Origin of the sequence: Pantoea sp. C8B4 (assembly GCF_051336905.1) — a bacterium.
Taxonomy (GTDB): Bacteria; Pseudomonadota; Gammaproteobacteria; order Enterobacterales; family Enterobacteriaceae; genus Pantoea; species Pantoea rwandensis_B.
Genome location: NZ_JBGMNK010000011.1, coordinates 35,199 through 61,787, shown reverse-complemented (window position 1 = coordinate 61,787; position 26,589 = coordinate 35,199). Strand labels below are relative to the sequence as shown.

The window sequence follows — 26,589 nt, the reverse complement described above, 5'->3', positions numbered from 1 at the left end:
TTCTCTTTACCCCTGCTGATGCTCCAGCGCCGTTTCCGGCCAGGCACGCACCACCGCCTTGATTAACGTCGCCAGCGGAATGGCAAAAAACACGCCCCAAAACCCCCACATCCCGCCAAAAATCACCACCGAAAGAATGATCACCAGCGGATGCAAGTTGACGGCCTCTGAGAACAGAATCGGCACCAGCACATTACCATCCAGCGCCTGTACCACCAGATAAACGATAAACATCGTCCAGAAATCAGTGCCTAAGCCCCACTGGAACAGACCGACGCCAATCACCGGAATCGTGACCACCATGGCGCCGATGTAGGGAATCAACACGGAAATCCCTACCAGCACCGCCAGCAGCAGCGCGTAGTTGAGCCCTAAGACCAGGAAGGCAATCCAGGTGACAAAACCTACCGCGACCATTTCCAGCACTTTGCCGCGAATGTAGTTGGTGATTTGCTGATTCATCTCCTGCCAGACCACGCCCGCCAGACCGCGATTGCGCGGTAATACACGGCGCACGGCATTGAGCATCTGCTCTTTATCTTTCAGCAGGAAAAACACCATCAGCGGCACCAGCACCAGATAGATCATCAGCGTCATCAGCCCCACCAGCGAGGCCAGTGAGTACTTCACTAATGATTCCCCCAGCCCGGTCAGGCGACTACGCAGATTCTCAACGATGATGTCGATGATGCCCGCATCCACCAGCGCCGGAAAACGCTTTGGCAATCCGGCGGCATACACATAGAGCTTGTTCAGCATATTCGGTAGATCACGCAGCAAGTTGATGCCTTGCTGCCAGGCTACTGGCGCGACAATCAACACCATCACCAGCAAAATACCGGCAAAAACAATCAGTACCATGCTGGTGGCACAGGTGCGGCTGCATCCCAGGCGCTGTAATCGAACGGTTGGCCACTCCAGCAGATAAGCCAGCACCAGCGCGACCAGCAACGGTGCCAATAAACCACTGAAAAAAAACAGGATACAGAACGCCATCAGCAGGATCACCAGCAGGCCAATCGCCTGCGGATCGCTAAAGCGACGTTTGTACCATTGGAAAAGCAGTGCCAGCATTTCACTTCCTTGACGCCAAAAACGGGATGATGATTGTACAGAAATTTACGGCGAAAACCTGATGTGCATAAACCTGCATCTTAAGAAACCCGATGAGGATCTGCGCTTAGATGCAGGCGGCACAGCCTGCGCAGCTAGCGTCCAATCGAGCCTGATAAATCACTCGATATTGTGCGTTAATGCACACCGGATAAATTGCAGAATCTTGTGCGTTTGCGCACACCGGATAAATCCTGCACGCTGGTGATAGGGCCGCCATTTAGGTCGACCCTTGCGGCACTAGCGGGTAATACTGCTCACCAGCGCGTCCTGGCCGGCAATCATCACACAGTTACGTCCGGCATTTTTCGCCTGATAGAGTGCGGCATCCGCCTGTTTCAGGCTCACATCTTGCGGCTCGTTATCGGCCTCCCAATGTGCGATGCCCACTGAGAGCGTGATATGCCCAACATGGTTAATCCAGCTCTCGGCAATGCTGGTGCGCACGCGCTCGGCAATCACCCACGCTTCTTCCGTCGAGGTGGCTGGCAGCAGCATCAGAAACTCCTCGCCGCCGTTACGGCACACCACATCGGTCTGGCGCGCACTGTTACGCAGGGTCCGCGCCACCTGTTTGATCACTTCGTCACCGACATCATGGCCGAAGTTGTCATTCACCCGCTTAAAGTGGTCGATATCCAGCGCCAGCACCGCAAAGGGCTGACGCATGGTTTCGAAATAATTCAGCACCGCACTCAGGCCACGGCGGTTAAGCAAACTGGTCATCGGATCGGTTTGTACTTCCGATTTAAGCCGACCGATTTTGTCCTGTACCAGTCCGATCCCGGTGAGCAAGGCGCGCTTCACCTGAGCCGCTTCGAAGTACCAGGCACGAATGCCGCCAATTTCACCCGATACGCCCTGGGTATCCATCTGACTGGCTTTACGCGCCAGTTGCCACAGCGGCAAGGCAATCAGACGGGCGAAGATCACCGCCATCAGTAGGGTCAGGAGCGCAAACGGCACAGAGTTTTTCAACACTTTCAGCAGCAAACCAGAAAGCGGTTGCAGGGTGACGTCCGTTGGCTTAAGTGCCACCACCATCCAGCCGGTGGTTGGCACGATGGCGTAACCCGCCAATTTCGCCGTGTCCTCTTCTTTGACCTGCACCTCGCCATTGGTGCTCTCATTGCGTTGACGCTCGCTGACGATTTCCGGTGCAGTTTTGCCTATCAGCTGACTGTTCTGGTGATAAAGCACCTGATTGTTGCGATCCAGTACATAGACGCGCGTGCCATCCCGGTAGAATTGCTCACCGAGTAAGGCATTAAGAATACTTTTCTTCTTCAGATAGATGGTGCCGCCCACATAGCCGAGGTAGCGCCCTTCGTTGCTCCAGATCGGCCAGGAGACGAACACAATCAGATTGTTGGCCGCTGAAATTGTCGGCTTACTCACCATCGGTTGACGCTGTGCCAGCGCCTCCCGTGAAGCCTGGCTGGTGAGCTGCATACCTTTAAGCATCAGTGACTCAGGCGAAATCGCTTTGACTATCCCATTGGTGTCGACCACGGCAACGGAGTTAAAGCTATTGGTTTGCTCACGCAGACGGTTCACTTCCTGCTGCGCCAGCTCTGGATTATCAAAATCCTTGCCTAATTGGGTCGCGCTGTAATGCAACTGCGACTGCGCCAGCTGGAAAAAGACTTCTGTCGTCGCGGCGAGTTTAGTGGCATAGGCGCGGTTGGCTTCAAGGGTGCTTTCGATCAGCACCATACGCTGCACGCGCCAGGTGGCGTACAAGGTATTGGCGAGCGTAATGACGATGCTGGTGATTGCCAGCAACGCAATCAGCGTACGCAGGTCAGTTTTTGGCCGGATGCGCATCAGCATGATGCAACCGCCCTGGTGTGAAAATTCATTATTCGCGTGCCTGACAATATAGTTATAGTTGGACGAGCTACCCCTGGTGAGGGAACCGCCAATTGTACACCTGCAAACCAAATTGAGCACGAACCATCCTGTCAGACACGCGTAATTATTCAGCAAACGTTGGCGCTAATCGATCAGACCATTCGCATCATAGAACGGCCACGGTCCTGGATAATCGCCGATAGCGCACTGGTGCGTCGTCATACCTTGCTGAGGATGCCAGCGATGTAGCAGGAAACCCGGCGGCTCCAGCACGAAATTCGCCGGACCCTTTTCAGACAAATCAAAGGCCACCTGATGCGACACGCCTGGCGCGACGCAGGCTAACGTACCGGCAAAGCGCGCCTGCACCGAACGATGCAGATGGCCGCTCAGCACACGTTCAACCTGCGGATGCTGGCGGATAATCGCCGCCAGCGCGTCGGGATTGCGCAGCGGCTGCTTGTCCATATGACCAATGCCGGAGATCAAGGGTGGATGGTGCAGCATCACCAGCGTGGGTAATTGTGGTTCGCGCTCCAACTGCTCTTTCAGCCAGGCCAGCTGAGCTTCATCCACGTAACCCCACGGCTGTTGCGGCACGCTGGAATCCAGTGCCAGCAGCTGCACTCCTTTCACCTGCGCCTGCCAGTTCAGGGTTTCGCCACGTTGCAGATAGTGGTGATCCGGGAACGCCGCGCGTAACTGCTGGCGATCGTCGTGGTTGCCCGCCATCAGCATGTACGGCAGTTGCAGACGACGCAGCGCCGTCCGCAGCGTTTGATACTCTTCTGCGGTGCCAAAATCCACCAGATCGCCGGTGATCACCACAATATCCGGGCGCGGCGTCAAACGATTCAGGGTGTCAATGACTCGCAACAGCGCCGCCTGGGTGTCGACTTTTTTGTAAGACAGGCGACCGTTCGCCTTGATGTGTAAATCGCTAATTTGCGCGATCAGCGTCAATGCTTCAGACACGAATTTCTTCCTCAGGATGCAGAAAATTGCAGGGCGGCGTCTTGCGCCAGCGTCCAGCTCACCGGTTGCCCGGCATGCCAGGCTTCACGCGCATGGCGATCGACCTGAATCGGCATTGCAAGGCCGATGTCGATCATCAGCCGCTGCGACGCGCCTAAAAAGGTGCTGGCAAGGATAAAGCCCTGGCGTGCGTAGCGATTATCATCGGCGAGTAGCACATCTTCCGGACGACAGAAGCGCTGAGGATTGCCGCGCTTATCCACATCGACGCAGTTAATCGCCCCGACAAAATCCGCGACAAACTTCGAAGCAGGATGCTGATAGATATTTTGTGGCGTATCGATCTGCACCAGACGCCCCTGCTCCATCACCGCGATGCGATCGCCGAGCGCCATGGCTTCTTGCTGATCGTGCGTGACGTATACGGCGGTGATCGCCAGCTTCTTCAACAAGGTGCCGATTTCCAGGCGCAGGCGATCGCGCAAACGTGCATCCAGCGCAGCCAGCGGCTCATCAAACAGCAGTACTTTGGGTCTGGCTGCCAGCGCACGCGCCAGCGCCACACGCTGTTTCTGTCCGCCGGAAAGCTTATCAATGCTGCGCTGCGACAAGGCGCTGAGATCCACCAGCTCCAGCATCTCCTGCACGCGCGCTTCACGCTCTGCACGCGCCACGCCCTGCACTTTCAAGCCGTAAGCCACGTTCTCGGCAACGTTAAGATTGGGAAACAGCGCATAGTTCTGGAACACCATGCCAACGTTGCGTTTCTCAATCGGCAACGCGGTGACGTTACGATCGTCGAACCACACCTCGCCGCCCGCATCGCAGCGCTCAAGCCCGCTGATGATGCGCAAGGTGGTGGTTTTTCCGCAGCCAGAAGGCCCGAGCAACACCAGGGTTTCCCCGGGATTCACGGTCAGATCGAGTGGATGCAGTGCCAGTTGGTGATTGAAGTGACGTGAACAACCGCGCAGCGTCACGGTAACGGCCGCAGGATTCATGCCGCCTCCTTGTTTTGGCGCGATACCGCGCGGTTAAGCCAGTGATTCACCGCATTCAGCATCAGCAGCAGCGGCAAGATCATCAGAATGAAAATCAACGTATACGCGGAACCCACTTCCAGTCGCATCGAGGCGTAACTGTCCGCGAGGCCAACCGGCAGGGTTTTGGTCAGCGGCGTATGCAGCATCCAGGTGATGTTGAACTCCCCTACCGACAGGGTGATCACCATAAAGGCACCGGCCAGAATGCCGTTGCGGCAGTTGGGCACCACCACGGTAAAGAAGCGCTGCCACAGGCTGGCACCGAGGCTGGCGGAAGCTTCTTCCAGACGCGGCATATCGATCGCCTGCATCACCGCCAGCACCGGTCGCATCATAAACGGCAGCGTGAACAGCACGTGACCAATCAGAATAAACACCCAACTGTCACGCAGGCCGGAAAACTGGCCGTAAAGCAGAATGATGCCGAGCGCGGTGGCTAAGCCGGGCAGCGCCACGGGCAACATCAGGCACTCTTCAATACGTGCTGCCCAGCGGCCGGGCGCTTTCAATAAACCCCACGCGGCTGGCACGCCAATCACCAGAGTGACCAGCAAGCAGAACAGCGCTATCAGCAACGACAGCCAAAAGGTGTCGGCATACATTTCCCACACTTGCTCAACCCATTTCAGGGTCAAACCGCTGCGCAGGCCGATAAAGTAGTTATTGGTGACACCTGCCAGCATCGACAGCACCACCGGCACGATCATAAACAGCGCGGTGAGCGTGGTGACCAGCAGCTGCAGGCTAAACAATCCGCGACGATTCATGCTGCCCCCTTGTGTGCCAGACGGCGCGCCAGCATGAGCGCCAGCCAGGCGACCGCGCCCATGACCACTGACAGCGCCGCCGCCGTAGCGAAGTTAGCGTAGTTAGTAAATTCGCCATAAATGGTCAGCGGTAACACCGCCAAATCGGTGCCAAGGGTGAAAGCGGTGCCAAACGCGCCCATGCTGGTGGCGAAACAGAGTGCGCCGGTCGAGAGCAACGCCGGCTGCAAACCCGGCACAATCACATCCCAGGTAATGCGCCACTGGCTGGCACCGAGTGAACGTGCCGCCTCTTCCAGCGAACGGTCAAGTTTTTCACTGGCCGCAACAAGCGTGACGATGGCGCGCGGCAGCGAGAAATAGAGATAGCCAATAAACAGGCCGGTCAGAGAGTAAGCCAGCGTCCAGCGCTCGTGCACCAGGCTCATGCTAATTTGCGCCAGCAAGCCCTGACGGCCAGCCAGCATCACCACCAGAAAACCGACCACGACGCCGGGAAAGGCCAGCGGGAAGGTCAATAAGGCGAGCAAAGTGCCACGTCCCGCAAAGCGTTGACGCGCCAGAAAACAGCCGACAACAGCGGCAATCACCAGCGTCACGAGCGTGACAGCCAATGACAACAACACGGTATTTAACAGACTGAACAGGTAATTGGGCTGACTGATCACCGTCCAGTAGCCACTGTGCTGTGTGGTGCGATCGTTCTGCATACCGATTTGCAGCAGACGGGCAAACGGCAGCAGCCAGAAGGCACAGAAAAATAGCAGTGCGGGCAGCGTCAGCCACAGCCAGCGGCTGCCCGGCAAAGTGCGAGCCTGGCGGCGTGAAGCCGCCAGGGTGTCGGAAATCGACATGATCAGTGGATCTCGCTCAGGTACTTAGCAGAGAAGGCTTTCTGCGCATCGGCCATCTGCTGATAGTCGACAGTTTGGGCGCGGGCGTAGTCGCTATCCGGCAGGAAGAATTTTTTCGCTTCGGGTGACATCGCTGAAGTACGCACCGGGCGCAGGAAGGCATTGGCCCAGATCGCCTGACCTTTGTCCGACAGCACATAATCGATCACTTTCTTGCCGTTGGCTTCGTGTGGCGCGTTCTTCACCAGGCTGATGACATAAGGAACCGTCACCGTGCCCTCTTTCGGGATCACAAACGCGACGTTGGCGTGATCTTTATATTTGGCGCGATAAGCGTTGAAGTCGTAGTCGAGCAGAATCGGGATTTCGCCTGAGATGAGACGCGCGTAGGCCGTCTGCTTTGGCACGATCGGTTGGTTAGCCTGCAGTTTCCTGAACCAGTTCAGCGCTGGCGTGAAGTCCTGCATGTTGCCGCCTTTCGCCTGGTTGACCGCTACCGCCGCCACATAGCCGACAAAGGCACTGGCCGGGTCGAGGTAGCCAATCATCCCTTTGTACTCTGGTTTCAGCAGGTCATCCCAGGATTGTGGCACTGGCGCGCCGCCGAGCGCATCCACGTTGACCATAAAGCCCATGGTGCCCGAGTGCAGCGCGACCCATTTACCGTTCGGATCTTTCATTCCGGCTGGGATGTCATCCCAGTGTGCGGGCTTATAGCCGGTGATGACGCCCGCGCTGTCGGCCTGGATGCCGAAACTGACGCCGTAATACACCACATCTGCCACCGGATTACCCTTCTCCGCCACCATTTGCGCCAGCGCCTGGCCGGAGTTTTTGTTGTCTTGTGGCACGGTGATGCCGGTATCTTTGGCAATGGCTTTGAGCTGTGTGCCCCAGTCAGCCCACTCAGGCGGACAGTTGTAGCAGATCGCGGTTTCGGCGGCCTGCGACATCATACTGAACAGCGAACCGGCGGTCAGCGCGATCGCTCCTGCAAAAATTTTCATTTTTCGTTGGAATTTCATGGTGGTTCCCTGGTGTTGGTATCAAAAAGCGGTGGCTGGTGCGGCGATACTCTCACCGCTCCGCAACCGATGGGCCAGCACGCGGGTGCCGCGACTGGCTTGTTGTAACAACATATCGATGGCACAGGCACCGAGCATGTCGGCTGGCTGAGTGACGCTCGCCAGTGACGGCGCAATCTGCTCGCCAATATCGATGCCGTCGAAGCCCATCACCGAAAGTTGCTGCGGGATGCGTACACCGGCACGCGCCGCCGCACCAATCAGGCTGATGGCGAGCAAATCATTAGTACATATCACCGCCGTCAGCGGTGCTGCGCCCTGCAACTGCGGTTGCAGCAGCGCGAAATCAGAATGGGTATGGCTGGTCATCTCAATCACCGGTAGTGCAGACAGCCCGGCGCTGTGCATAGCGTCGCAATAGCCCTGATAACGCAGGCGCGCACGATCCGATTGCAGCATCGGCCCGGCGACCATACCGATATGGCGATGGCCGAGAGACAGCAAATGTTCTGTGGCTTCACGCATCGCCTGGCGGTTATCGACGCAAATGGCGGGCCAGTGACTTTGCTGAGGGACGTTGTGCGCCAACACAAACGGCATACTGGCTTCATGCAACGTAGTCAGGACCGCACTGTTATCCGCATCGGCCACGGTCAGCACCAATCCCGCCACGCGCTGGCGCAGCATATGTTCGACAATCGCCGCTTCACGCTCTGGCTGGTAATCACTGGTCGCTACCAGCAAACCGTATCCTGCCGCGCGCGCCTGACGCTCCATCGCCTGTAACTGGCGTGAGAAAATCGGGTTAAGCAGCGAAGGCAGCAGCACACCCAGCGTGGTGGAGCTTTGCGTACGCAGTTGACGTGCAATGTGATTGGGGCGAAATCCGAGTTGCTCTGATGCCGCCAACACCTTTTCCAGCGTGTCAGGCCGCAACAGATGGGGATCAGAAAATGCGCGTGCGGCGGTAGCGCGAGATACGCCAGCCAGCTTTGCCACACTGATTAAATCGGACATGTTCGCCTCGTGAATGAGCAATGAGATCGATCTCATTGGCGCTTAAAGTAGCGGCGAACTGTGACAGCAACATCGCGGAGAGATGACGAAAAAATGACAGCAGCGCGAACTGCTGTCAGGCAGGAATTACAACATCAGGAAGGCGTAACCTTCGTTTTGCAACGTGGCAACCGTGGTACCGCTGGAGAGGGTGTGCGTCACGCGGGTGTCGATCCAGTCCCGCTGTAGCTGATGGAAGGCCACCGACTGATCGCAGATGGTCACCTTCACACCCGCCTGCTTTAACTCATCGATCAATTTCAGGTTCGGGTTATCTGTGCCGTAAGCTTTGCGGAATTGATCGTTATTCAGCGCGGCAGGCACGGCATCGCTGTTGATTGACACCACAAAATTCAGCTGATTGAGCGGCACCCCGGCAGCGTAATAAAGGTTGGTGACACGCGCCACGCGTTCCAGTCCGAGGTTAGGTTGACGCACATCCCCTTCCGTGCGGTTGATCTGAAAAACGATCTTATTGCTCAGGCCTGGCGTATTCGCGGGGTTGTAATCCGGCGTATTCACAAAATGGATTTTGCCGTAGCCCGCGATGGCTGGCGTGCTCCAGAAGTCCGCTGGCTCGCTTTTGTTGTCAGCAAACTTGCTGCTGACCTTATCCACCAGCTCTGGAAGCTGTAACACATTACCGCCCACGAAACCCGCCAGTGCGGCGATGACAATATAGGACGCTGGACGCATTTCACTTCTCCTCGATAGAAGACCCTAAGCCCAATTACATTTGCAGGAAGGCATAACCCTGATTTTCCAGCGTCGACACTGTGGTCGGACTGGACAACGCATGAATAACCGATTGATCAATCCAGTCTTTCGGGAAGTGATGGAACGCCACTGACTGATCGCACACCGACACTTTGACACCTAATTTGTTGAGCTCGCCGATCAGCGCCAGGTTGGGGTTGTCAGCTTTGTAGAATTGCTGGAAATGCGCGTTATCCAGCATGGCAGGCGTGGCATCTCCGGTCACAGAGACCACAAAGTGCAACTGATCGGCCGGCACGCCTGAAGCGATGTAGAGGTTGACTACGCGGGCGACGCGCTCCAGCCCAAGATTAGGCCGCCTCATGTCCCCTTCGCTTTTGGTGATTTGAAACACCACTTTGTTGCTCAGCCCGACGACCGGTTTAAAGGCGGCATCAGATTCGTAATGGATTTTGCCGTAACCATCGACAGCAGGCGTGCTCCAGAACCCGTCCGGATCGGTTGGCTCGGCAGAAAAATGGCTCACTACTCGCTGATAAATATCATCACTTTTGCTGACGGTGGCGCCAACAAACCCACCCACGATCGCAATCAGGGCGTAAGAGACAACAGAACGCATAAAAACTCTCCGGCATGCACTGCGCTAATTCACAGTCCGTTTGAATAAAGTGCCTTATCTATATCACAGCGTGAGCAGGGCAAAAGTCCTGCAGTTTTGGCCTGTCCGGGGTTTTCATTGCGGAAATAATAATTAGTCAGGCTAATTGAATAATGCTTTCGATTGAGCCGAAGAGATGCCTAAAAAAATAACTGGCTTGAATCGACTGCCAGCTGTTTAGGTTTTATCAAGCCAGTGGCGCTGAAAATATGACCATACTTAACTAAAATTTCGGCGACCCAATAAAAAATCACCATTAAAATCACTGATGGATAAAACAGGCCAGTTCACTGTTTTGACGTTTGTTTTTCAGAGTAAACCTGGAAAAGTTCATGCCAGATTCAATTATTTTGAGCAACTTTACGTAACTTTAACTTCTGAACCTGTAAAAGCGCTAACCTGGTCGTGGCGGACTATTCAATTTTTTGCTGCAATCAGCACCCGCTGCAGCCATTTTTTCATTTTAAGTCTGTGTCGCTTCTTCATTTGCTTGTTACCACGCGCTGGTTAAGATAGAAGCGCTGCGTCAAAGGAAAGAACGCGCAGAACATTTGAACGACTTACCTGTCCAATTGCAGGTGACTTTTACAGGATCAAGGCATGTTTAACCGGTTGAAAAAATCAGTGCTGGCGGCCCTTATTCCTACGCTGCTGCTGACGCCCGCGCTCTCCGTGCGCGCGGACGTGAGTGATAATCTGCCCGATATGGGAACCACAGCGGGTTCGACGCTATCCATTAATCAGGAATTACAAATTGGCGACTTCTACGTGCGCCAACTGCGCGCCAGTGCGCCGCTGATTAACGATCCGCTATTAAATCAATACATCAATGAGTTAGGGCAGCGCCTGGTGGCGCATGCCAATTCGGTGCGCACGCCGTTTCACTTCTTTCTCATTCAGAATGACGAACTTAACGCTTTCGCCTTTTTCGGCGGCAACGTAGTGCTGCATTCATCATTGTTCCGCTACACCGATAACGAAAGCCAACTGGCGTCGGTGATGGCGCACGAAATTTCCCACGTCACCCAACGTCATCTGGCACGTGCGATGGAAGAGCAGAAGCGTAATGCGCCACTCACCTGGGTGGGTGCATTGGGGTCGATTCTGCTCGCCATTGCCAGCCCACAAGCCGGGATGGCAGCATTGACCGGTACATTGGCGGGCACGCAACAGGGCATGATCAGCTTCACTCAGGCCAACGAGCAGGAAGCCGACCGCATCGGCATTCAGGTGCTGCAACGCGCCGGTTTCGATCCGCAGGCGATGCCGAGTTTCCTGCAAAAGCTCGCCGATCAAAGCCGCTTCTCTTCTAAACCCCCGGAAATTTTGCTCACTCACCCCTTACCGGATAGCCGTTTAGCCGATGCGCGTAACCGTGCCAACCAGATGCGCCCGGTGGTGGTTCAGTCATCTGAAGGCTTCTATATGGCGAAGGTGCGCTCGTTGGGTATGTATGCCACGGGCCGTAATCAGCTGACCGATGACCTGTTAAATGAATACGCTAAAGGGAATTCGCGTGAGCAGATGGCGTCGCAATATGGCAAAGCAGTGCAGTTCCTGCAGGCGAAAAGCTTCGACAGTGCGAAAAAAATCATCACCCCGATGCTGGCGAAACAGCCGGATAACGTCTGGTTGCTGGATATCATGACGGATATCGACATCGGTCTGAACCAGCCTCAGCAGGCGATCAACATGCTAACCAGTGCCAAAGGTAGCAGCACCAATCCGGTGCTACAGCTCAACCTCGCTAACGCTTATGTCGAAGCGAAACAGCCCGCTAACGCCACGCGCATCCTCAATCGTTATACCTTTGCCCATCCCGATGACGTCAATGCCTGGGATTTGCTGGCACAAGCCTCGGCAGCACAGGGATTACGGGATGAGGAGCTGTCGGCACGAGCGGAAGGATTAGCACTCAATGGCCAGCTCGATCAGGCGATCACCACCCTGAGCAGTGCCAGCGCCCAGGTGCCGCTCGGCAGCCTGAAACAGGCACGTTACGATGCACGCATCGATCAGTTCCGCGAACTGCAGAAGCGGTTCCGTCAGTATCAGAAAGGATAAAAATAATGGTGAGCATTTATCACAACCCGCGTTGCAGCAAGAGCCGCGAAACCCTGGCGCTGTTGCAGGATAAAGGCATTGAACCTGAAGTGGTGCTGTATCTTGAGACACCGCCTGACGTACAGGCGCTGAAAAAAGTGCTGCGGCAGCTAGGAATGAGCAGTGCGCGCGATCTGATGCGCCGTAAAGAAGACCTCTATAAAGAGCTGAATTTGGCCGACATGCAGTTGAGTGAAGGGCAGTTGCTCCAGGCGATGGTGGACAATCCCAAACTGATTGAACGCCCCATCGTGATCAACGGTGACCAGGCGCGTATTGGTCGTCCACCTGAAGCGGTGCTGGAGATTATTTAAAGCCCCAGCGCTTCTTTCACAAAGGGAATGGTGAGCTTGCGTTGCGCGCTGATAGAGGCGCGATCCAATCGATCAAGCGTATCAAACAGCGTGCGCATTTCGCGGTCGAGGCGTTTCAGCAGGAAGCGCCCGACATCTTCCGGTAACTCAAAACCACGCAGCCCCGCACGCAACTGCATCGCCTGGAGTTTGTCTTCATCAGACAGCGGCTGTAAGCGATAAATCTGGCCCCAGTCGAGACGTGATGCAAGATCGGGCAGTGCAAGATTGAGCTGACGCGGAGGACGATCGCCAGTGATCAACAAACGCGTTTTGCCGATTTCAAGAATGCGGTTGTAGAGATCGAAAATCGCCATCTCCCATTCCGCATCACCGGCAATGCATTCGATATTATCGATACACACCAGCGCCAGATTCTCCATGCCATCCAACACTTCCGGCACGAACCAGGTGCGCTTATCCAGCGGAACATAACCTACCGCTTCGCCACGCGCCGACATCTCTGCGCAGGCCGCGTGTAACAGGTGGCTGCGGCCGCCGCCTTCGCGTGACCAGAAATAGAGATAGCTGCCGTGCTGCTGAGAAAGTGCGCCTTGCAGCGCCGCCAGCAAAGACGGATTTTCCCCCGGCCAGAAACTGGCAAAGGTTTCATCATCGGGTAAATAGAGTGGCAGTGAAAGCTGTGCCGGCGTGTTCAGAAGTACCTCAACGGATGAGCAGGCAGAAAACGGCGCAAGTTTATCACGATCCTTGCAAGAGATGAACCAGGCTTCCCTGCCCGGCAAAGCGCATTAACTTTCGCGCTTTTCTTCGGCATCCAGTACCACTTCCTCAGGCCGTAACAGATTGATTACACGGAAAATCAGTGCCAACGCGACGCCAACGATGGTGGCCAGCGCCATGCCTTTCAGTTCTGCAGCGCCGATATGCACTTTCGCGCCGCTGACGCCGATGATCAGGATCACCGAGGTCAGGATCAGATTCTGCGCTTTGTTGTAATCCACTTTAGATTCAATTAATACGCGAATACCGGAAGCCCCGATCACCCCGTACAACAGCAGAGAAACACCCCCCATTACCGGTACCGGGATCGCCTGAATCGCGGCCGCCAGTTTACCGACGCAAGAGAGCAGAATCGCGAAGATCGCCGCCCCGCCAATCACCCAGGTGCTGTATACGCGGGTAATCGCCATCACGCCGATGTTCTCACCGTAAGTGGTGTTTGGCGTGGAACCGAAGAAACCGGAGATCATGGTGGACAAGCCGTTAGCAAACATCGAGCGATGCAGGCCGGGATCGCGAATCAGATCTTTTTTCACGATATTGGCGGTAACGACTAAGTGGCCAACGTGCTCAGCGATCACCACGAGCGCCGCAGGCAGGATGGTCAACATCGCGGCCCATTCGAAGCGCGGCGTGTAGAAGGTTGGTAGTGCAAACCACGGCGCATCGGCGACCGATTGCCAGTTCACAATGCCCATAAAGGATGAGAGCGCGTAGCCTGCCAGCACACCAATCAGAATCGGGATGATGGCGAGGAAGCCGCGGAACAGCACGGAACCAAACACCGTGACCGCCAGCGTCACCATGGAAATGATGATGGTTTTACTGTCAGGTGAGGTGCCATCGGCTGGCAGCAGACCGGCCATATTGGCCGCCACACCCGCCAGTTCCAAACCGATCACCGCAACAATCGCGCCCATCGCGGCGGGGGGGAACATCACGTCAAGCCAGCCGGTGCCGGCTTTTTTGACAATCAACGCCACCACGCAGAACAGGAAACCACAGAGAATAAAGCCGCCGAGCGCCACTTCATAACCCAGTGGCAACAGCAGCAGCACCGGTGAAATAAACGCAAAGCTCGAACCCAAATACGCCGGGATTTTGCCTTTACAGATAAACAGATACAGCAACGTACCGACACCGTTGAACAGCAGCACGGTGGCCGGGTTGATATGGAACAGAATTGGCACCAGCACTGTGGCACCAAACATGGCGAACAGGTGTTGCAGGCTGAGTGGAATGGTTTGCAGCAGCGGTGGACGTTCGTCGACACCAATAGCCCTACGAGTCATCATTTATCCCCTCTCCCCTTCGTCCTTCAAACCATGGCTGCGTTGGCTGCTCTCGTTCACCCGAATCACTTACTGGAGTAAGCTCATCGGGATGATCTCGATTGCCGCCTTGCCATGGCTCGAATGACTTGGGGATGGTTGTTGTGTTTTTGCCAAAAAAAAGCCGACTCTTCGGCCGGCTGCTTAACTACTTTTCATTCAATAATGCGAATGCATATTCTGCCCACATTGGCAGACCGGGCGTTATTGGCGCAGGCAATTTGTTCACGGCCAGCGCGGAGAAACCGCAGCGTACTGAAGTACGTGAGGATTTCGAGCACTGCCCGGGGGCAAAGTGACAAGCAAAATAGCCCGGAGCGGTCATTACTTGGTACCGAAGATCTTATCGCCGGCGTCGCCGAGGCCCGGGATGATATAGCCCTTCTCGTTCAATCCCTGATCGATTGACGCGGTATAAAGCTCAACGTCTGGATGCGCTTTTTCCAGCGCTGCAATCCCTTCTGGCGCCGCCACCAGCACCAGTACTTTAATGCTGTTACAGCCCGCTTTTTTCAGCAGGTCGATGGTTGCGATCATCGAACCACCGGTCGCCAGCATCGGGTCAACCACCAGCGCCAGGCGCTCTTCGATGTTTGACACCAGCTTCTGGAAATAAGGAACCGGCTCCAGCGTCTCTTCGTCACGATAAACACCAACGACACTGATGCGCGCGCTTGGCACGTGTTCCAGCACGCCTTCCATCATGCCGAGGCCGGCACGCAGGATCGGCACCACGGTGATTTTTTTGCCTTTGATTTGATCGACATCAACCGGGCCGTTCCAGCCTTCGATGGTGACGCGCTCGGTGGCCAGATCGGCGGTGGCTTCATAAGTCAGCAGGCTGCCGACTTCCGAGGCCAGCTCGCGGAAGCGTTTGGTGCTGATATCATGCTCACGCATCAGGCCCAGTTTATGTTTGACCAGCGGGTGTTTGACTTCCACGATCTTCATGATTGTTCTCCCGGAATTGAGTTGAGCTAAAAAAAAATCGCCGGATTATACCGCCTTTTTGCCGCTGCGCCACTTGTCATTGGTCAATGGCTTAGCGCGATCCGCGTGATCATAAGGATTGGCGAAAAATCAGCGCTGTGCAAAGCGGCATGAGATGGGACTCGCAAACGTTTGCCTGCACTGGTAGAATTAGCGCGCTTAATTTTTGCCACCAACCGCAATTCGCGTGGGGATTCCGCAGTGACCGACAAAACCTCTCTCAGCTACAAAGACGCCGGTGTTGATATCGATGCTGGTAACGATCTGGTTGACCGTATTAAAGGCGTAGTAAAGAAAACTCGTCGCCCGGAAGTCATGGGTGGACTGGGTGGCTTTGGCGCGCTCTGTGCGCTGCCGCAGAAATACCGCGAGCCTGTGCTGGTCTCCGGAACCGATGGCGTCGGCACCAAGCTGCGTCTGGCGATGGATCTCAAACGTCATGACAGCATCGGCATCGATCTGGTTGCGATGTGTGTGAACGACCTGATTGTGCAAGGCGCTGAGCCGCTGTTCTTCCTCGACTACTACGCGACCGGCAAACTGGATGTGGATACCGCTTCTGCGGTGATCACCGGCATCGCCGAAGGTTGCCTGCAGTCAGGTTGTTCGCTGGTCGGCGGTGAAACCGCTGAGATGCCAGGCATGTACCACGGTGAAGACTACGACGTGGCCGGTTTCTGCGTCGGCGTGGTGGAAAAATCAGAAATCATTGACGGTTCGAAAGTGCAGGACGGCGACGTGCTGATCGCCCTGGGCTCAAGCGGCCCGCATTCGAACGGTTATTCGCTGGTGCGTAAGATTCTGGAAGTCAGCCAGACTGATCCAGAAACCAAACAGCTGGATGGCAAACCACTGGCCGATCACCTGCTGGCACCGACTCGCATCTACGTGAAAAACATCCTCAGCCTGATCGAACAGGTGGATGTGCACGCGATTTCTCACCTGACCGGTGGCGGCTTCTGGGAAAACATCCCACGCGTGCTGCCAGACAATACTCAGGCGGTGATTGACGAGAAGAGCTGGCAGTGGCCGTCCGTGTTCAGCTGGTTACAGCAGGCAGGCAACGTCAGCCGTCATGAAATGTACCGCACCTTTAACTGCGGCGTGGGCATGATCATCGCGCTGAGCCCGGCCGATGCCGATAAAGCGGTACAGCTGATGACCGACGCTGGCGAACAGGCGTGGAAAATCGGCGTGATTAAAGCCTCTGACTCAGAAGAGCGAGTGGTTATTAATCCATGAAAAAACTGGTTGTACTGATCTCCGGTAACGGAAGCAATCTTCAGTCCATCCTCGACGCCTGCGCAAGCGGGCGTATCAACGGCAGCGTCGCTGCCGTTTTCAGTAATAAAGCCTCAGCGTTTGGTTTGACGCGTGCGCAGGAAGCCAGCGTACCGGGTCATAGCCTCGCCGCCAGTGACTTTGCCGACCGCGATGCATTTGACCGCCAACTGATGCAGGAAATCGATGCCTATGCACCCGACCTGGTGGTGCTGGCCGGTTACATGCGCATTCTCAGTCAGGCGTTTGTCGCGCATTATCACGACCGGTTGGTGAACATCCATCCGTCGCTGCTGCCGAAATATCCCGGACTGCATACCCATCGTCAGGCGCTAGACAATGGTGATGAGGAACACGGTACGTCGGTGCACTTTGTTACTGACGAACTGGATGGCGGACCGGTGATTTTGCAGGCGCGCGTTCCGGTATTTGCTGAAGATGATGAAGAAGAGATCACCTCACGCGTGCAGCATCAGGAGCATGCGATTTATCCGCTGGTGATCAGCTGGTTTGTCGATGGACGCTTGCAGATGCGTGATGGAAAAGCCTGGCTGGATGGGCAACCGCTGCCACCGCAGGGTTACGCGCACGACTGATTTTCACCTTATTCAGCCGCTTGCAGACACGTTACCCCGCTTAATTCACCCCAGTCACTGGCTGATGTCAGCGCCTGGGGCTGCTAAAACCTGCTGCCTTTCTACCCCCTGAAAACGTAGAGCAAGTGGCTTATCCCTTAACCAAATCTACCCGTAATGTAATCTTCGGTTTTACGCGCTTTTGGCGAGGTGAAGATACGATCGGTTTCATCAAACTCCACCAGTTGCCCGTTATGCATGAACGCCGTGTAATCTGACACACGCGCCGCCTGCTGCATGTTGTGCGTCACCAGCACCAGCGTGAAATGCTGTTTTAACGTGGTCATTAACTCTTCGATCACTAGCGTGGAGATCGGATCGAGTGCCGATGTTGGCTCATCCAGCAGCAATACTTCCGGCTCAATGGCAATGGCGCGCGCAATCACCAGACGCTGCTGCTGACCGCTGGAGAGCGTCAACGCATTCTGCGCCAGCTGATCCTTCACTTCACTCCACAGTGCCGCCGCACGCAGCGCACGTTCACAAGCTTCATTCAGCACGCGACGATCGCGCACCCCTTGCAGCCGCAAACCGTACACCACGTTCTCATAGATCGATTTCGGGAACGGATTCGGCCGCTGAAACACCATGCCAATGCGGCGACGCAGCGCGGGCAGATCCTGATTGGCCTGCATCACCGCATGCTGATCCAACAGAATTTCGCCCTCTATGCGGCAACGATCAATCACATCATTCATGCGATTAAAGCAGCGCAGCAGCGTCGACTTACCACAACCGGACGGGCCAATCAGCGCTGTGATGCGGTTTTTGGGGATGTGCAGATCGATATTGTTCAGCGCCTGGCGTTCGCCGTACCACAGCGACAGCTGGTTAACGGTTAACGCGATGTCGTAATCGGGCGTCATCTAAAAACCTTTCTAGTGCGTCATGAGGCGGTAACGCTCGCGCAGCCGATGCCGCAGCGCCATCGCCAGCAGATTGAGCGACAGGATAATCACCACCAGCAGCAAGGCGGTGGCGTAAACCAGCGGTCGGTCAGCGTCGATATTCGGGCTCTGGAAGGCCAAATCGTAAATCTGAAAACCGAGGTGCATAAATTTGCGGTCGAGGTGCAGATACGGGAACACCGCATCCACCGGTAGCTCCGGGGCCATTTTCACCACCCCCACCAGCATCAGCGGGGCGGTTTCCCCGGCCGCACGCGCCACTGCCAGAATCAGGCCGGTGAGCATCGCCGGTACCGCCAGCGGTAACACCACGCGCCACAGCGTTTCCGCCTGCGTGGCACCCAGCGCCAGCGAGCCCTGGCGCAGATTATCCGGGATGCGTGACAGCCCCTCTTCGGTGGCGACAATCACCACGGGTAATGTCAGCAACGCCAGCGTCAGTGCCGCCCACAGCAGGCCCGGCGTGCCATACGTTGGATTCGGCAGTGCGCGTGAGAAAAACAGCTGGTCGATAGTGCCGCCGATCAACCAGACAAAGAAGCCCAGACCAAACACGCCATACACAATCGACGGTACACCGGCGAGATTCACCACCGCGATGCGCACCAGACGCGTTAACGTATGACGTCCGGCATATTCGTGCAGCCACACCGCCGCGACCACGCCCAATGGCATCACAATGATCGACATGAGCAACACCATCAACACGGTGCCAAAAATCGCCGGGAACGCCCCGCTCTCACCGCCGCCTGATGTGGGTGAATCGCTGACAAACTGCCAGATCTGACTGAAGAAGTGCTGCAACTTCTGCCCAAACGACATCGCATTTGGATACCAGGCATCCACCACCTGCGCCAGCGGAATAATGTGATCCTGCCCCTGCACATCGCGCAGCACCAACGTGTCGCGTTCGCTCTCATGTTGCAGATGGGTCAGCTGTTGCGCTAGTGCGCTAAAGCGCCGCTGCAGCGCCACGCTGTTGGCATCGAATTCCGATTGATCCTGCAGGGTGAACGTGCCGCGCTGACGTTGCTCATCAGCTTGCTGCTGCAGGCTTTCCAGCTGTGCATTAAGGCGTGCCATTTGCACACGACGAATATGGCTGGCCTGACGTAACTGCTCATGCACCTGTACCAACCGCTGGTGCAACAGCGCATCACGATCGCGTGCGGTCAGCACTTCGTTGTCTTCCCGCAACTCAATCAGCCAGCCGTAAGCATTGCCGCCGCTGCGGCGCTGCAACACAATCGCATCTGCTGGACGGCGCGTTTTCGCCGCCCCCTGGCTATACAGCACACGGAAATCCGGTGCGGAAAAATCGCGATTGCCGGTTTTCACCACATAGCGCCACTGCTCGCCCTGCGGCTGTTTGTGCAGCGTTTCGCCCAGCACCATCACCGCCGAGCCTTCCGGTGGCTGGAACAGGTATTGATCCACCGGTTGTGGCCAGAAGGCGCGCATGCCCTGCCATGCCAGCAGGCCAATCAGCAAGGTAAACGCCAGTAAACACACGGCCACCGCACCGGCTGTTAGCCAGCGCCAGCGATCGTTTTGACGCATCGCTTTCATCCCTGTCCCTCATGCTGGCTATAGCGCTGGCGCAGACGCTGACGAATCAACTCCGCGACGGTGTTGATCACTAAAGTGAATATCAGTAACAACAGCGCACTCAGGAAAAGAATTCGGTAATGCGCACTGCCCGCTGCCGCTTCAGGCATCTCAATGGCGATATTGGCCGAAAGCGCACGTAGCCCTGCAAACAAGCCGCCTTCACTGACCGGTGTGTTACCGGTGGCCATCAGCACAATCATGGTTTCACCTACTGCGCGGCCAAAACCGATCATCAGGGCAGCAAAAATCCCCGCCGATGCGCCTGGCAGCACCACACGCGTCAGGGTTTGCCACGGCGTGGCGCCCAGCGCCAGTGAACCTTGTCCCAGTGCGCCTGGCACGCTGAATAGGGCATCTTCAGACAACGTGAAAATCAGCGGAACCAACGCAAAGCCCATCGCCAGCGCTGCGACCAATAAGTTGCGTTGCTCATAATGCGCCAGCCGCTCGCCGATATCCGGCCACAGCTGCGTGGACAACCACAGCGTTAACAGGGTCACGGCCAGCAATACCGGCAGCAGTAGAATCACTTCAAAACCGGGCCGACGCCAACGCAAGGGCAAGTGCGGACTGAGCACGCCACACAGCAATAAAGTAACCGCCAGCACCAGCGGCAACAGCAGCACGCCGACCAGCGCAGTACTCACATGGGGTGCCAGCCAAACCCCGGCAATCAATCCAATCACTACGCTCGGCAACGCACCCATCATCTCAATGCCCGGCTTCACCCAGCGGCGTAACCCCGGCGACATAAACCATGCGGTGTACATTGCCGCCGCCAGAGCCAGCGGCGTGGCAAACAGCAGCGCCAGCGAGGCGGCTTTGAGTGTGCCCAGCACCATCGGTATCAGACTGAATTTGGCCTGATAGCTGTCGCCAGCCGCAGTGGATTGCCATACCCAATCCGGCTGCGGATAGTTTTCGTACCAGATTTTTTGCCACAGATTGCGCCAGGTGAAATCGGGCCAGGGATTATCCAGAGCAAACTGTTGCCACTGCCCTTCCCGCTCCACAATCAGCGCATCACCGCGGGGTGAAAATGCCAGCGCCTGAATACCGGGAGCTAACTGCCGCGTCAAAATTGGCCCTTGCTGCTTACTGGCGAACAGTTTGATTTCCCCCGCAGCATTAAAGGTGGCAAACACACGTCGTTGCGCCTCAGGTACGATCTTCACCGCATCCTGGCTGTGCTCAAAGGTATGTATTTCCTGCAGCCGTGGCCCTTTATCGCTCGCAATAGCAAACCACTGTTTCACCCCCTGTGCATCCTGATTCAGCAGCGTGCGGCCGCCGGTGAGGATATGCAGGCTTTGCGGACGCTGGTTGAGGGTCTGCGTTTCACGCAGTTGTGCGCCTTCTGGTGTGATTTGCCACACACGCAGCAAGCGCCCTTCACTGGCGTACAGCAGTGTGCCGTCGGGGGATAACAGTAGATGCTCGGCTTGCTGCTGCGGCAACAAAATCTGATTGACGGTTTGCTGGTTCTCCAGCGTCATCACGCTGATGCCCGCAGGCGTTTGGGCGGCAATCCGCCACTGGTGATCGCTCAGCGAGGTCAGCGCCATGGTGGTCACTGCTCCCTGCGCCAGACGCAGTGGACGATCGCCAAACGGGAAGAACCACTGGCCATGATTTTCGTGGATCAGCGGTTGCATCAGCAGCAGCGCGCCCTGCATATTGAGTAATACGCTACTGCTATTGCTGCTGTTGACCGCCGCATCAGGATGCTGTTGCAGCGCCAGTGCCTCAGCGGCGGGCTGTCCATCGAGTGGAATAAAGCGCGCCTCATTGCGGCTGATACGCCAGCCGAGGTGCCCATCACTGCCCATCGCCAGCACCGGGGCTTTATCCCAAAGTTGGATATTGGTGGTGGCTTGCATGCCCGGCGCGCTGAAAAGGGGTAACACCACCCAAATCAGCCAGAAGAAAAGCAGCAGCATCAGCAGTAAAATGCCCACGCCGCAGCCTGTCACCACGCGACGAACCAACTGATCGACAGCGCGGCGACGGCGGTCGCTGAAATGGACAGGGATACGATTTATGCTCATGCAGGCCAGGTTACAGGTGAAAACACGTCGCTATGTTGCCCGTAGCTGATTGATAAGACAACCTTTGGCGTTGGACAAGCTTGCCATACTCTCGCCATAATGGTGACGGACACTGAGCGGAGGCGCATTTTTGCGATTTTCCCGCCGGACAATCCGTCCAGCAACAGCATCACGGAGTCAGAATGGGTCAGGAAAAGCTGTATATAGAAAAAGAAATAAGCTGGTTAAGCTTCAACGAACGTGTATTACAGGAAGCAGCGGACAAGACTAACCCGCTGATTGAGCGCATGCGCTTCCTGGGAATCTATTCCAACAACCTCGAAGAGTTCTACAAAGTGCGCTTCGCCGATCTGAAACGTCGCATTCTGATTGGTGAGGAACAGGGCACGCCGACGACCCTTCGTCATATCTTGAAAAAAATTCAGCTGCGGGTGCAGAAATCGGATCAGGAATTCGATGCACTGTATAACGACCTGCTGCTGGAAATGGCCCGTAATCAGATCTTCCTGATTAACGAACGCCAGCTGTCGCCGAATCAGCAAGAGTGGCTGCGCTATTACTTCAAACATCAATTACGCCAGCACGTCACGCCGATTCTGATCAATCACGACACCGATCTGATTGAGTTCCTTAAAGACGACTACACCTATCTGGCGGTCGAGATCATTCGCGGCGACGATATTCGTTATGCTCTGCTGGAAATCCCGTCCGACAAAGTTCCCCGTTTCGTCAACTTGCCGGCTGAATCGCCACGCCGTCGCAAACCAATGATTCTGCTGGATAACATCCTGCGCTATTGCCTGGATGAAATCTTCAAAGGCTTCTTCGATTACGATGCGCTGAATGCTTATTCAATGAAGATGACGCGCGATGCTGAGTACGATCTGGTTACTGAGATGGAATCGAGCCTGCTGGAATTGATGTCCTCCAGCCTGAAGCAGCGTCTCAACGCAGAACCGGTGCGCTTTGTGTATCAGCGTGATATGCCGGATGCGATGGTGGAAATGCTGCGCCACAAGCTGTCGATTTCGAACTACGATTCGATTGTGCCGGGCGGTCGTTACCACAACTTTAAAGACTTTATCGGCTTCCCGAATGTCGGCAAAGCCAACCTGGAAAACCGTCCGCTGCCGCAAATTCGCCACATCGGCTTTGATGGCTTCCGCAACGGTTTCGATGCCATCCGTAATCGTGATGTGCTGCTCTACTATCCGTATCACACCTTTGAGCACGTGCTGGAGCTGCTTCGCCAGGCGTCATTCGACCCAAGCGTGCTGGCGATTAAGATCAACATTTATCGCGTGGCCAAAAACTCACGCATCATGGATGCGATGATCCACGCCGCCTACAACGGTAAAAAAGTCACGGTGGTGGTTGAGCTGCAGGCGCGCTTTGATGAAGAAGCCAACATTCGCTGGGCGAAACGCCTGACCGAAGCGGGCGTGCACGTGATCTTCTCCGCGCCAGGCCTGAAAATTCACGCCAAGCTGTTCCTGATTTCACGTCGTGAAGGCGATGAAATCGTGCGTTATGCGCATATCGGTACCGGCAACTTCAACGAAAAAACCGCACGCATTTATACTGACTATTCATTGCTGACTGCCGATGCGCGTATTACCAATGAAGTGCGTCGCGTGTTTAACTTTATTGAAAACCCGTATCGCCCGGTGACGTTCGAGCACTTACTGGTGTCGCCGCAAAACTCGCGCGACATGCTGTATAAGTTGATCGATGCCGAGATCGCCAATGCTCAGCAGAAAAAACCGGCCGGCATTACGCTGAAAATCAATAACCTCGTTGATAACGGCTTGGTGGATCGCCTTTATGCCGCGTCATCTGCGGGCGTGAAGATCAATTTGCTGGTGCGCGGCATGTGCTCTCTGATCCCTGATTTACCGGGCATCAGTGAAAATATTCGCATTACCAGCATCGTTGACCGTTATCTTGAGCACGACCGCGTCTATATTTTTGAGAGCGGCGGCGAGAAAAAGGTTTATCTCTCTTCCGCAGACTGGATGACGCGTAATATCGATCACCGCATTGAGGTGGCCGTGGCGATCCTCGATCCCCGCGTGAAGCAGCGCATTCTGGATATCATTGCCATTCTGTTGAGTGATACCGTAAAAGCGCGCATCGTGGACAAAGAACTGAGTAACCGTTATGTTCCGCGCGGCAATCGCAAGAAGGTGCGCTCGCAGCTGGCGATTTACGATTACATCAAGAAACTGGAACAACCCGAATAACGCCTATGCCAATTTCCCATAAAAGTACGCCGAAACCGCAGGAATTTGCTGCCATCGATCTGGGCTCAAACAGCTTTCACATGGTGATTGCCCGTGTGGTCGATGGCGCCATGCAAGTGTTGGGGCGGTTGAAACAGCGCGTGCATCTGGCCGATGGGTTAGATGCGCAAAATCGCCTGAGCGATGAGGCGATGGAGCGTGGCTTGAGCTGCCTGGCGCTGTTTGCGGAGCGTTTACAGGGGTTCAGCCCGGCAAACGTCACTATCGTCGGTACGCACACGCTGCGTATCGCCACCAATGCCGAAGAGTTCCTGCAGCGTGCGGCGGAGGTGATCCCTTATCCGATTGAAGTCATCTCTGGCAACGAAGAAGCGCGTTTGATTTTCATGGGCGTGGAGCACACGCAGCCGGAGAAAGGCCGCAAGCTGGTGATCGATATCGGCGGCGGTTCAACCGAGTTGGTGATCGGTGAGGATTTTGAACCGCAGCTGGTGGAAAGCCGCCGCATGGGTTGTGTCAGCTTTGCCAATCTCTATTTCCCGAAAGGGGAAATTTCGCCTGAACACTTCCGTCGCGCGCGTTTGTCCGCAGCGCAGAAGCTGGAAACCATGGCCTGGCAATATCGTCTGCACGGCTGGCAGTATGCGCTCGGCGCTTCAGGCTCGATCAAAGCGGCCTGCGAAGTGCTGCTGGCAATGGGTGAAAAAGAGAAGCTGATCACGCCGGAAACGCTGGAGATGCTGGTCTCTGAAGTGCTGAAGCACAAGTCGTTTAATGCGTTGAGCCTGCCGGGCTTGTCAGAAGAGCGGAAAGCGGTGTTTGTGCCGGGGTTAGCGATTCTGTGTGGCGTATTTGATGCGCTGGCAATTCGTGAGCTGCGCCTGTCTGATGGCGCACTGCGTGAAGGTGTGCTGTATGAGATGGAAGGCCGTTTCCGTCATCAGGATATTCGCAGCCGCACCGCACAAAGTCTGGCAAACCATTACGCCATCGATAGCGATCAGGCGCGTCGTGTGCTGGAAACCACCGAGCAGCTGTATCTGCAGTGGCTGGATCAAAATCCTAAGCTGGCAAATCCACAGCTTTCCGCGCTGCTGAAATGGGCTGCACTGCTGCATGAAGTCGGATTGACCATCAATCACAGCGGCATGCAGCGCCATTCAGCTTACATCCTGCAGAACTCCAACATGCCTGGTTTTAATCAGGATCAACAGATGTTGTTGGCCATGCTGGTACGCTATCACCGTAAAGCGGTGAAGCAGGATGAAATGCCCCGTTTCACCTTGTTCAAAAAGAAACAGTTCCTGCCGATGGTGTTCCTGTTGCGTCTGGGCACGCTGCTGAATAATCAGCGCCAGGCAACAACCAGGCCGGACTCGCTCAAGCTTAAGGCCGATGACAGCAACTGGACGCTGACTTTCCCGCGTGGCTATCTGAGCCAGAATACGCTGGTGCAGCTGGATCTGGAGCGCGAGCAAGCTTACTGGAATGATGTTACCGGCTGGAAACTGACGCTGGAAGAGGAGTAATGCGGGCTACTGGCCCGCTGTATCACTATGACAATACGCCCCGATAACTATTTCGCGGAAAAATATGGTCTGACGCCGACCCACTCCGAAGTGCTGGCTGCACTGCCAAAACTGGAAGTGGGCAAAGCGTTAGATCTCGGTTGCGGCCAGGGCCGTAACAGCCTGTTCCTGAATCAGCACGGCTTTGATGTGACGGCCTGGGACAGCAATCCCGTGAGCCTTGAGCGTCTGAATAGCATTATTCAGGAAGAGAATCTGGAGAACATTCGCACTGAGCTGTGCGATCTCAACCAGGTACGTTTCAATGGCGGCTATCAGTTCGTGCTCTCCACGGTGGTGATGATGTTCCTGCAACCGGAATCCATCCCACAGCTGATCGCCGATATGCAAGCCAGTACGGTGAAATATGGCTACAACCTGATTGTGGCGGCGATGAGTACGGATGATTATCCCAACTCGCAGAACTTCCCGTTCACGTTCAAATCCGGTGAGCTGAGCCATTACTATCGCAACTGGCACATCGTGAAATACAACGAAGATATCGGTGAACTGCATCGTCGGGATGAAAACGGCGATCGCATCAAATACCGTTTCGCCACGCTACTGGCGCAAAAAGCCAGCTATTGATGACCAGGCCGCGAGATGCGGCCTAATCTGATTCTGATCAACGCAACTTTAACCGTTGCTGCTCATTTTTCGCACAGCGATTGACCTGACGATCTAACTGTGACTAAATGTTGCCATCGCCCAG

At 55.6% G+C, this 26,589-nt stretch carries 23 protein-coding genes; 7 read left to right on the top strand and 16 right to left on the bottom strand.

Annotation, left to right across the window (positions count from 1 at the left end):
* Window positions 1-6: 6 nt before the first annotated feature.
* From ACCW76_RS14840 to ACCW76_RS14795, 10 genes are all read right to left on the bottom strand, one after another.
* Entirely contained in the window at window positions 7-1,074 is a 1,068-nt protein-coding gene (locus ACCW76_RS14840; RefSeq protein WP_038645487.1) for an AI-2E family transporter, read from the bottom strand.
* 279 nt (window positions 1,075-1,353) lie between these two features.
* A complete protein-coding gene (locus ACCW76_RS14835; RefSeq protein WP_436338985.1) occupies window positions 1,354-2,946 on the bottom strand; it encodes a diguanylate cyclase in 1,593 nt (530 codons plus the stop codon).
* 165 nt (window positions 2,947-3,111) lie between these two features.
* Window positions 3,112-3,942, bottom strand: a complete 831-nt coding sequence (locus ACCW76_RS14830; protein WP_436338984.1) for a phosphodiesterase — start codon at window positions 3,940-3,942, stop codon at window positions 3,112-3,114.
* Window positions 3,943-3,953: 11 nt separating this feature from the next.
* Complete coding sequence (locus ACCW76_RS14825) at window positions 3,954-4,943, bottom strand: ABC transporter ATP-binding protein (RefSeq protein WP_045814894.1); 990 nt, start codon at window positions 4,941-4,943, stop codon at window positions 3,954-3,956.
* A complete protein-coding gene (locus tag ACCW76_RS14820; protein ID WP_034825754.1) occupies window positions 4,940-5,752 on the bottom strand; it encodes an ABC transporter permease in 813 nt (270 codons plus the stop codon). Before ACCW76_RS14820 ends, ACCW76_RS14825 begins: the two co-directional genes overlap by 4 nt.
* Window positions 5,749-6,606, bottom strand: coding sequence for an ABC transporter permease (locus tag ACCW76_RS14815; RefSeq protein WP_436338983.1), 858 nt, complete (start codon window positions 6,604-6,606; stop codon window positions 5,749-5,751). The genes ACCW76_RS14820 and ACCW76_RS14815 overlap by 4 nt, the downstream gene beginning before the upstream one ends.
* A gap of 2 nt (window positions 6,607-6,608) precedes the next feature.
* Window positions 6,609-7,613: an ABC transporter substrate-binding protein gene (locus tag ACCW76_RS14810; RefSeq protein ID WP_436339030.1), complete on the bottom strand. Its 1,005-nt coding sequence runs from the start codon at window positions 7,611-7,613 to the stop codon at window positions 6,609-6,611.
* 39 nt (window positions 7,614-7,652) lie between these two features.
* Window positions 7,653-8,648, bottom strand: a complete 996-nt coding sequence (locus tag ACCW76_RS14805) for a substrate-binding domain-containing protein (RefSeq protein WP_436338982.1) — start codon at window positions 8,646-8,648, stop codon at window positions 7,653-7,655.
* 126 nt (window positions 8,649-8,774) lie between these two features.
* Complete coding sequence (locus ACCW76_RS14800; RefSeq protein ID WP_436338980.1) at window positions 8,775-9,383, bottom strand: DsrE family protein; 609 nt, start codon at window positions 9,381-9,383, stop codon at window positions 8,775-8,777.
* Between the two features lie 34 nt (window positions 9,384-9,417).
* On the bottom strand, window positions 9,418-10,023 hold the full coding sequence (locus tag ACCW76_RS14795; protein ID WP_436338979.1) for a DsrE family protein: 606 nt from the start codon (window positions 10,021-10,023) through the stop codon (window positions 9,418-9,420).
* A 639-nt stretch (window positions 10,024-10,662) separates the two neighbouring features.
* On the opposite strand from ACCW76_RS14795, the gene ACCW76_RS14790 reads away from it, so the two are divergent.
* Window positions 10,663-12,126 (top strand): beta-barrel assembly-enhancing protease, encoded by a 1,464-nt coding sequence (locus ACCW76_RS14790; protein WP_038645466.1) that lies wholly within the window; start codon window positions 10,663-10,665, stop codon window positions 12,124-12,126.
* A gap of 5 nt (window positions 12,127-12,131) precedes the next feature.
* Window positions 12,132-12,479, top strand: coding sequence for an arsenate reductase (glutaredoxin) (gene arsC, locus ACCW76_RS14785; RefSeq protein WP_436338977.1), 348 nt, complete (start codon window positions 12,132-12,134; stop codon window positions 12,477-12,479).
* Here arsC and hda read toward each other — a convergent pair.
* From hda to upp, 3 genes are all read right to left on the bottom strand, one after another.
* The gene (gene hda / locus ACCW76_RS14780) at window positions 12,476-13,177 is read right to left on the bottom strand and encodes a DnaA inactivator Hda (protein WP_034825971.1); all 702 of its coding nucleotides are present in this window, start codon (window positions 13,175-13,177) and stop codon (window positions 12,476-12,478) included. The genes arsC and hda overlap by 4 nt on opposite strands.
* A gap of 93 nt (window positions 13,178-13,270) precedes the next feature.
* Window positions 13,271-14,554 (bottom strand): uracil permease, encoded by a 1,284-nt coding sequence (gene uraA / locus ACCW76_RS14775; RefSeq protein ID WP_038645460.1) that lies wholly within the window; start codon window positions 14,552-14,554, stop codon window positions 13,271-13,273.
* 363 nt (window positions 14,555-14,917) lie between these two features.
* Window positions 14,918-15,544 carry a uracil phosphoribosyltransferase gene (gene upp / locus ACCW76_RS14770; protein ID WP_034825735.1) on the bottom strand — a complete coding sequence of 209 codons (627 nt, stop codon included), beginning with the start codon at window positions 15,542-15,544 and terminating at the stop codon, window positions 14,918-14,920.
* Between the two features lie 240 nt (window positions 15,545-15,784).
* Here upp and purM point away from each other — a divergent pair, with 240 nt between their 5' ends.
* The gene (purM, locus tag ACCW76_RS14765; RefSeq protein WP_436338976.1) at window positions 15,785-16,825 is read left to right on the top strand and encodes a phosphoribosylformylglycinamidine cyclo-ligase; all 1,041 of its coding nucleotides are present in this window, start codon (window positions 15,785-15,787) and stop codon (window positions 16,823-16,825) included.
* On the top strand, window positions 16,822-17,460 hold the full coding sequence (purN, locus tag ACCW76_RS14760; RefSeq protein ID WP_436338975.1) for a phosphoribosylglycinamide formyltransferase: 639 nt from the start codon (window positions 16,822-16,824) through the stop codon (window positions 17,458-17,460). Before purM ends, purN begins: the two co-directional genes overlap by 4 nt.
* A 137-nt stretch (window positions 17,461-17,597) precedes the next feature.
* Here purN and pstB read toward each other — a convergent pair whose 3' ends face one another.
* The 3 genes from pstB to ACCW76_RS14745 are packed head-to-tail and all read right to left on the bottom strand — an operon-like array spanning window position 17,598 to window position 22,066.
* Complete coding sequence (gene pstB / locus ACCW76_RS14755; protein WP_038645455.1) at window positions 17,598-18,365, bottom strand: phosphate ABC transporter ATP-binding protein PstB; 768 nt, start codon at window positions 18,363-18,365, stop codon at window positions 17,598-17,600.
* Between the two features lie 12 nt (window positions 18,366-18,377).
* A complete protein-coding gene (gene pstA / locus ACCW76_RS14750; protein ID WP_436338974.1) occupies window positions 18,378-19,976 on the bottom strand; it encodes a phosphate ABC transporter permease PstA in 1,599 nt (532 codons plus the stop codon).
* On the bottom strand, window positions 19,973-22,066 hold the full coding sequence (locus ACCW76_RS14745) for an ABC transporter permease subunit (RefSeq protein WP_436338972.1): 2,094 nt from the start codon (window positions 22,064-22,066) through the stop codon (window positions 19,973-19,975). The genes pstA and ACCW76_RS14745 overlap by 4 nt, the downstream gene beginning before the upstream one ends.
* 182 nt (window positions 22,067-22,248) lie before the next feature.
* On the opposite strand from ACCW76_RS14745, the gene ppk1 reads away from it, so the two are divergent.
* From ppk1 to tehB, 3 genes are read left to right on the top strand one after another with little or no spacing between them, the layout of a single operon-like run.
* On the top strand, window positions 22,249-24,309 hold the full coding sequence (gene ppk1, locus ACCW76_RS14740) for a polyphosphate kinase 1 (protein ID WP_034825724.1): 2,061 nt from the start codon (window positions 22,249-22,251) through the stop codon (window positions 24,307-24,309).
* A 5-nt stretch (window positions 24,310-24,314) separates the two neighbouring features.
* A complete protein-coding gene (ppx, locus tag ACCW76_RS14735) occupies window positions 24,315-25,838 on the top strand; it encodes an exopolyphosphatase (protein ID WP_436338970.1) in 1,524 nt (507 codons plus the stop codon).
* Between the two features lie 27 nt (window positions 25,839-25,865).
* Window positions 25,866-26,465, top strand: a complete 600-nt coding sequence (gene tehB / locus ACCW76_RS14730; protein ID WP_200681103.1) for a tellurite resistance methyltransferase TehB — start codon at window positions 25,866-25,868, stop codon at window positions 26,463-26,465.
* Window positions 26,466-26,589 lie beyond the last annotated feature (124 nt).